Source organism: Marisediminitalea sp. (assembly GCF_984433645.1).
In genome coordinates this window covers 1-6,056 of the sequence record NZ_CFIDRX010000137.1, presented here as the reverse complement: position 1 = coordinate 6,056, position 6,056 = coordinate 1, and the positions used below count along the sequence as shown (strand labels likewise).

The window sequence follows — 6,056 nt, the reverse complement described above, 5'->3', positions numbered from 1 at the left end:
GGATAAAAATGAAAATGTTACCTGTATACTGCGCCAGTACACCTGAAACGGCATAGTAAAATCAGCCAGAGCCCGTAAATACGCCCTGGCTGAGTTTGCAATCCGCAATATGAAGCGGCTTAACTGTGTAGGATTAAGCTGGATAGCGGTCTGCGAGACCTTTGTAAACCAGGTCTGCGTAATCCGGGGCGTTCATATCCAGACTATCCAGCACTTCTACAAGGTGTGCGTTGTCTTCACGTCCATCCCATGTTTTTACGTAGGTACCTGCTTTGTATCCGTTATCCTGACGGAAGAAATTCAGCACATTTTTGCCAACATACTGGCGATATAGCTCTTCACCTGTCATCTCACTTTGCGTCACAATCTGCATGAACAAGGGAACACTAAAGCGCTTGGCCGCACATAAGCCTGTCATCAATTCCAGGTTATCCAGCAACGACAAACCAGCGGGTGAATAAGACTGGCCGTCAAATTGAACATGTGGGGTATTTTCTGCCAGTTGTGAAGCCAGTGCGGTTGCAGTTGCTTCGATGTCGCCTTTGTAATCGATGATGCTGGCCGATAACGCAAAGTGCCAGATATCAACCAGTTCCATTTGCAACTGAGGAAGATCTTTCTCCTGCGCTTTCCACCATTTCCAACCGTGATGGTCAATCGCTTCAACTGATTCCACCATGGCTGCGCGCAGGTAGCCATAACCCGCAGTAAGCCATTCAGGGTTAACTTTGATGTTCATGTTGTTCTGTAGCGACAGCATAGTGTTAAGTTGTTGTTGTGTCAGCATATTCGTGTCCGGATTTTATAATAGTTAGCGCATTGCCTGATTCATAAACAATACGCGGGCAGGGAGTTATGGGCTTATCCTGCAAGTCGTGTAATTAATACAAATGGTAGCATGGCAGCTTGTAACGCAAAACTGAAAAGACAGAGAAATTATCGCGTCTCGGTGGGGAAAAATATTGTGTTTGCTCTTCGGAGATGCAAGGAAGCAGGATGAAGGACTATTAAGTGCTCTTTTGCGGTGCGCGTGCACCACATTGAGGAATAAATTATACAATCACACTGTTAGAATAATGTTAAGGTTATGATTTGTATTTATTTTTTATTTTGGCATCTATTCTGCAATACATTAAGTGTTAACTGCGCTGCGTGCTAGCGCTAACTTTGGCCGGTGCCAGGCAACGCCGGCTCAAAGTTGCTAGGATGTGGCCCGTAACCTTCCCCATACAGATTTTTCGTGTCCTGAGGTCTGTATGGGTTTTTTTATCTCTGCTTGCCACGCGCTGCACTATACGCGTTTGTTTAATAAATCACCAGTTTTTTTCCTGCATATTTCTATCATATTCGATTCAAGGCATACTTGGCCTCAGTGTTAACTGTATGAAACGGATCATCAGTCGTTCTGATATTGTGTCATCTGTGAATGCATAAACAACAATAAAACAGGAATAAACAGGCTTGCTAACACTTTATCCTTCGAACAAACTCGAGCATTTGAGTGTGCTTTTGTCGACGCTACTGACCCAGCAGCCCGCACAAGGATTTACGCCGGACATCATTCTTGTCGAAAGTCCCGGTATGCAGCACTGGCTGAATATGCAGCTTGCCCAGGAACAGGGCATCGCCATGAACATCCAATATCCGCTGCCCGTGCGGTTTATGTGGGATATCGCCCGTACTGTATTAGGCGAGGCACGCATTCCCCGGGAGTCACCTTATCGGCGGGAGGTGTTGCGTTGGCGCATTTATAAGTTACTGAATGATAAGGAGCATATCAGCCAACCCGACATGGCCAGAGTGGCGCATTACCTGTCTTCTGATCACGCCCTCGGTAAATTGCAATTGGCGGTAAATTTTGCAGATTTACTTGAGCAGTATTTGCTGTACAGGCCCGATTGGCTGCAAGGGTGGGAGAAGCATGAGTCCGTGACGGATGATCCGGATGAGCCCTGGCAAGCCTGCCTGTGGCGAGCGTTGGTGACGGAAACGCCGTTGTATCCCGCGCGCTTGTACGAGCAGTTAATAGAAGGCCTGAAAGCGTCACCCGATAAACTAAAAGCCAGGTTGCCATCACGCATCGTACTGTTTGCCATCAATACCATGGCACCGCAATTTGTTGGCTTTTTAGATGCGTTATCAGCGCTGATTGACGTTCACGTTTTTCACTTAAACCCTTGTGTAAATTACTGGGGTAACGTTGCAGGGCGTGGTGAACAGGCCCGCATTCTGCGAGAGCAAGGTATTGAAGCCTGGATGGCGCAGAATCAGGACAATCCGCTGCTAGCTAATCTGGGTAAACAGGGGCGGGATCTGTTCAACCAATTAACTCAGTTAGATAGCTACGAAATCAGTGCGTTTGATGTACCTGCGCCAGATGAAGACGACCATGTACCGCAGCTGCTAAACCTGATGCAACAGGATATTCTGGAGGCGCGCACAGCAAATGGCCTGTCGTGTTGGCAGGCAGATGATCGCAGCATAGTTGTGAGTTCAGCACACAGTGCATTACGAGAAGTACAGCATCTTCACGAACACTTACTTGGATTGCTAAATCAAGATCCCACGCTACAACCCAAAGATGTACTGGTGATGTGTCCTGCCATCGAGCAGTATGCGCCATTCATTGATGCCGTGTTTGCACGGGTTGGCCAACAGCGATTTGAAGACGACGCCAGTCCGCGCATACCTTGTAGCGTAGCAGACCGCTCACCGCTTGATGCGGAGCCCCTGATTGCTGCATTTCTGTCATTGCTTCAACTGCCTGATAGCCGGTTCAGCGTTAATCAAATTATTGAATATTTGAGTTTGACGCCGCTGCAGAAGAAATTTGGCCTGACCGAACAGAGCCTGCTTGTGATTGAACACTGGCTACGAGCGGCGAATATCCACTGGGGGCTGGATGGTGAGCACAAAGCACAGAGCTCCCAACAGGTCACCGACAGCCCCATGTTTAGCTGGGCCTGGGGCTTTAAACGGTTGATGTTAGGGATGGTCGCCGAGGACCACGAACAGTTACTGGCAGACTGCGTTACCGTGCCTGATGTAGAAGGGCAGCAAAGCGTAGAACTGGGCCGTCTTATGTTGGTACTGGAGCAACTCGCTCAGCATACACAGCAACTGAAAAAGCCGCGCACGCCCAGCGAGTGGACAGATTATTTACATCAGCTAAGAGACGACTGCTTCGCCCCTTCTCAGGACGACAACGACAGCTGGGAAAGCATTGGCAAGGCCATTGCGGATATTGCATTGCAGGCTGAACAAGCGTCTTTCGACGAAGCCCTTAGCCTGGTTGAGGTCAGAGATACACTCAACAAACGCTTTGGCACGCCGGATGCGGGCAACCACTTTATGACCGGTCAGGTGACCTTTTGTTCTATGTTGCCCATGCGCAGTATTCCTTTCAAGGTGATTGCTATTCTGGGTCTTAATGATGGTGAGTTTCCGCGCAGTAATCCGCCGGGCAGTTTTAATATTATGGCGCGCTGTCCCGCGCGGCTGGGCGATCGTTCGCGTCGTCAGGAAGATCGCTATCTGTTCCTTGAAGCGCTGATTTCAGCCCGCCAGCATTTATTTTTGAGTTACCAGGGGCGAAGCGCGGTAGATAATTCTGAACGTCAGCCCAGTTTGGTGCTCCAGGAGTTGATGGACTATTTGCAGCAAGGCTATGGATGGGACGACAGTCAGGCCATCGCGCAGGTTGCCTTACACCCGTTCAGCCCCGGCGCCTTTGCGCCCTCGCAGCCAGGGTTCTCAGCGGGCTGGTTCAGGCTAGCCCAGGCAATGGTCAATCCGGAACACAAAGACGAGCAAGCATCGTCGCTAACTCTGCCATCGGCAGTGCAAAAACGCAGCCTGACCACACAGGAACTGACACAATGCTTCCGCGACCCGATAGCCTGGCTGGCTAAGCAGTTAGGCGTCTCACTGGTAATGCAAATGGATGTGCTAAACGATGCTGAGCCGTTTGAAACCGACAAACTCACCCGTTATCAGTTTGTTGAGGGGATGGTGGAATATTATCGTACTGAAAGCCAGGATGCCTCACTGACACAGCGTTATCAGTTGAGTGGGCGGGTGCCACAAACCCCCACTACCGAACTTGAGTTGTTGCAATGGGAGCAAGCCGCCCAGGTGCTGGCTGACACCGTGTCGCAGCATGCCACCACTCGGGAATATTATCAGTTCGACAATGGACAGATTCAGCTCTCTGCGTACTGTGATCTGAGCAAAGATTCACTGGTGATGTACCATGTTGGCCAGCATGCTATACATCGCAGCTTTCAGGCCTGGTTAACTGCCTTGGTTGCGAACAGTGAGGGCGCAAATGTGCCACTCACCCTCTACTTCGTGGATTGGAAAAAAGATAATTATCCAACGCGATCAGTGACCGTGCCGGCTATGTCAGCAGACAAGGCGAATGCCACGCTGGAGTGCATTTCGCTGGCGTTTAGTCAGATAGAAAAATCGCCGACCATTTTGCATCTGGCATTGGCAGAAGTGCTGGCAAAACATGCCAATATGCGCACTGACAGCGATGACTGGCAGCAAGATCCAGAAGTGCAAAAACGCTGGTCGTCCCTAACCGATGCAAACAGCGACTATAGCGTGCTGGGCAATAATCCGTATTTAGCCTGGTTTTACCCGACACTCCCTGAAGCAGAGGCGTTGCCTTTGTCACTGCTTGCTCAGGTGTATGAACCCTTTTTCCAGGCAATTTCAGGAGCGAAATCATGAGCCTCTCTCATCTGAACGTTGCTGAATTACCGTTAACTGGCCGCCATTTAATTGAAGCTAGCGCTGGCACAGGTAAAACCTTCAACATCACGCGTATTTACCTGCGTTTCCTGCTGGAAATGCGCCTGCCAGTGCAGCAGATTCTGGTAATGACCTTTACCAAAGCGGCTACCGAAGAGATTCGCGGCAGGATTGCAGCGACACTTCGAGAGGCATTAGCGTTCTGGCAAGTCGCCAATCAGCAGGGCTTACCTGAAAAAGCCGACCCTGTGATGGCATCAGTGTATCGTGCTGTGCCTGGCGAAGAGGGCATTGCCTTGTTACAAGCCGCATTACTCGAGCTTGACGATGCCGCGGTGTTTACCATTCACAGTTTTTGTAATCGGGTGCTGGGCGATATGGCTTTTACTTCAGCGACCCCGTTAGAGCTGGCGCTGGCAACCGATACCCGTGAATTGTATCGACTAGCCTGCGAAGACTTCTTCCGTAAAATCAGTCATGATGAGCCAGCCTTTATTCTGCTTCAACAACAGAACTGGCACTCGCCAGAGCGCTTTATTCGCCGCTTTGGCAATTTGTTTGACAGTAGTGGTGACCTTGGTTGCACCGATACACAAACCATTAATCAGGAATTCGCGGAACAATTAAAAAGCGTGTCTGCCAGTTACAGCGAAGAAGGCGCTCAGTTGTGCCAGTCACTGCTCACTCAGGCGGGGCTTTTTCACGAAACCGTGATCCAAAATAAGCCCGAACGAGCTCAGGAATGGGACATTATATTAAATTGGCTGGAGGGCGGTGACTTTTCTACCGTGCCCCGAGAAGTCGGGCAATTTGTAAATGGCAACCGCTTCAGAGCCAAACGGGAAGGCATGGAAGAAGCGAAAGCGGCAATTGAACCACTGAAAGACTTTCGCGTGCGGCTGGAAAAAAGCCTGAAACAAGTGAACGAAGCGCACAACAAACAGTTGAACAAAGCTCCAGTGCTACAGGTTGTATTGCAAGGCATTACGTTTATTCGCGAGCACGTAGCAAAGCAGAAAGCCCAGCTGCAACACGTGGATTTCAATGACTTGATCCGCATGTTGGCCCAGCGAATCACCTCACCCGACAGCCCCTTGAGTGTGCAATTGCGCAGCCAGTATCCGGTGGCATTGGTGGATGAGTTTCAGGATACCGACGCCGATCAGTACCACATTCTGGCAAACGTGTATTCCTCCGAAGCAACAGAGCAGGGCAAGCATGCGTTGCTGATGATTGGCGATCCCAAGCAGGCCATCTACGGCTTTCGCGGCGGTGATATTTTTACTTACCTCGCCGCG

Annotated in this window: 3 protein-coding genes; 2 read left to right on the top strand and 1 reads right to left on the bottom strand. The window is 50.1% G+C overall.

Going from position 1 to position 6,056, the window contains the following annotated elements; all coding sequences use genetic code 11:
* Nucleotides 1-133: 133 nt before the first annotated feature.
* Nucleotides 134-787 carry a dUTP diphosphatase gene (locus AC4MRN_RS15445; RefSeq protein WP_155014548.1) on the bottom strand — a complete coding sequence of 218 codons (654 nt, stop codon included), beginning with the start codon at nt 785-787 and terminating at the stop codon, nt 134-136.
* Between the two features lie 674 nt (nt 788-1,461).
* Here AC4MRN_RS15445 and recC point away from each other — a divergent pair.
* Together recC and AC4MRN_RS15435 are read left to right on the top strand one after the other, a co-directional pair.
* Nucleotides 1,462-4,737 (top strand): exodeoxyribonuclease V subunit gamma, encoded by a 3,276-nt coding sequence (gene recC, locus AC4MRN_RS15440; RefSeq protein WP_491203773.1) that lies wholly within the window; start codon nt 1,462-1,464, stop codon nt 4,735-4,737.
* On the top strand, nt 4,734-6,056 hold a 1,323-nt coding region (locus AC4MRN_RS15435), incomplete at its 3' end, for a UvrD-helicase domain-containing protein (RefSeq protein ID WP_491203772.1). The genes recC and AC4MRN_RS15435, both read left to right, overlap by 4 nt.